This window comes from Pedobacter sp. 01N416, from assembly GCF_056399685.1.
Genome location: NZ_JBFTRT010000739.1, coordinates 1 through 2044, shown reverse-complemented (window position 1 = coordinate 2044; position 2044 = coordinate 1). Strand labels below are relative to the sequence as shown.

General features: G+C 37.4%; 3 protein-coding genes. All 3 read right to left on the bottom strand.

Going from position 1 to position 2044, the window contains the following annotated elements; genetic code table 11:
- Positions 1-884: hypothetical protein (locus AC1DND_RS26525; protein ID WP_477585676.1), on the bottom strand; the 884-nt coding region annotated here is incomplete at its 3' end.
- Positions 885-895: 11 nt separating this feature from the next.
- Positions 896-1699 carry a phytanoyl-CoA dioxygenase family protein gene (locus tag AC1DND_RS26520; RefSeq protein ID WP_477585674.1) on the bottom strand — a complete coding sequence of 268 codons (804 nt, stop codon included), beginning with the start codon at positions 1697-1699 and terminating at the stop codon, positions 896-898.
- A 52-nt stretch (positions 1700-1751) separates the two neighbouring features.
- Positions 1752-2044, bottom strand: a 293-nt coding sequence (locus AC1DND_RS26515) for a glycosyltransferase (protein WP_477585672.1), incomplete at its 5' end; no start/stop codon positions are given.

Here is a 2044-nt window from a genome sequence, read left to right as displayed (position 1 = left end):
GCCAGAAAGTATTCATAACTATCAACATGTGCCCATTCGTAAACATTAGGCCAATAGGTGGCTACAAATATTTTTTGATTGATGAGCTGCTGTTTAATAGATGGATCTTCTCCCAGAAGTGGGTAAACCATCGGCACATCCTCTTCAGAAAAATTTAGCCTCAAAATATTTTCCTGCCCCAGGTGCTCATCCAGATAAGCAAAGTTCTTTCTTCTGATATCGGCGCACTTATCGTAATCGATGCTGGAAAGAATGGTTTTTGTTAATACCGACATCTTTTTGATTTCGTTATTGCACAGCTGCTTGTTGTTTTCTATATAATCGGCATAGCCCTCTTCAATATTGATATCGATACTTTTAATCAGGTGAGCAAACCGATCTGTTGATTGATCCTGTTTTAAATTTAAACCCAATGTTTTAGAGATATTAAGATAGGCGCCATCGGGTACGCCGAAAAACTTGCGGCATGAGTAGAAGGTATCGCAATTGTTTACCGGCTTAGAAAAAAATGCTTGGGCATTATCTATAATCAGGTTCTTGATTTTTTTAGCCAGCTTTTTAACGGTTTCCGTTTTAAGTCCGAAGTAATTGGTGTAAAGTAAGCAGCAATGTTCGCCTATTTCAAAATCTATTACCGGATCTAAATCTTCATCTATATGATAAAAGTGATATTGTACATTTAGCTTTTGTAGCGGTTCTAGCAAAACCTCGCAGGTATAGTATGGAAGATATATGGTGGAGTATTTTCTTGTCCTTAACACATACTCCAGTGCATTTCTGCCGGTATTAAGTGCAATTAAATCAGGGTAATAAAGTTCCCCTTTTGATAATTCTAGCGGGATGTAGCCACCTATCGTTTTGGGTGAGTGCGTTTCTGTTTCCATCGTTTTGTCCTCTACCCTTGATCTGCTTTATACATTCTGCTTTCTACAGGTCTGTAATATTCCTGTAAACTGGCAGGTACCCTGGCGTTGTAACCAATAATCTGCCTTAAATCGCTATCTATTTTTTCGCCAAATTCGTATCCCAAAAATCTGGGATAATCGAATTGTTGTTTGATGTAAGGTTTGGTAAAACCTAAGGTTAAAGCTCTACGCTGTTTGCGGGTGAAATTAATCCCCCCTGCATGCCAGATATTGGAATCGAATAATATAATGCTTCCTTTTTTGGCAATAGCTTGTTTAGCGAAAGCTTTAAAGTGCTTTTCTTCGGGTTTAATATCTAATTTATGAGAACCCGACAAAAAGTGTGTGGCGCCATTAAAAATGGTAAAATCATCCAGCACAATAATCATCTGGATCATAAACTTAGATTCAGCGGAAAATGTACGTACATCGCGATGGATATTCTGAATATAAGACTTGGCCTTCTTGGTGTTAATTACTCCATTTATCCCATTAAGAATGTAGTTTCCGCCCAAAAAATCACGGATTTCTCTGTGGCAGTACAATTTACTCAAAAGCTCGATAGCGAAATTATCTTTCTCAAGCAAATGATGTAATGTTCCCTCCATATTTTCTTCAATTCCATTTAAAACCTGTATTTCTCTTCTTAACAGATAAGAAGTTTCGAAACCTGTGGTTATTTCTGAAATTAATTTCTGATTGATTGCCTTTTCATATACAACCCATCCATACTCATCAATAGCTTCCCTAAAGTCGGCTAAAGTGGCTCGTTTGTAAATAAATGTATTGTTCACAATTTTAGGTTTAGTTTATTTATTTGGTTAGTTATTGGTGTGCAAAGGTTGGTTAAGCCTGTAAATGCATAATCTTAAAGAGTTCTGCATTCACGATATTCACATCAAACTTTGTTTTTGCAAATTCATGCCCTTTGTTTCCAAAAGCAATAATATCATCACTGTTATTAATAAAATATTCCATTTTATTGGCTAGTGCACCGGCATCTTTAATCGGGATAAGAAATCCATTGGCCTGCTTAAGGTCGTTATTAACAGTTTCACGGCACCCTACAGAGTCGCAGGTAATTACTGCCCTGCCTATGGCCATTCCTTCGAGCACACAGCGTGGAACGCCTTCTCCAT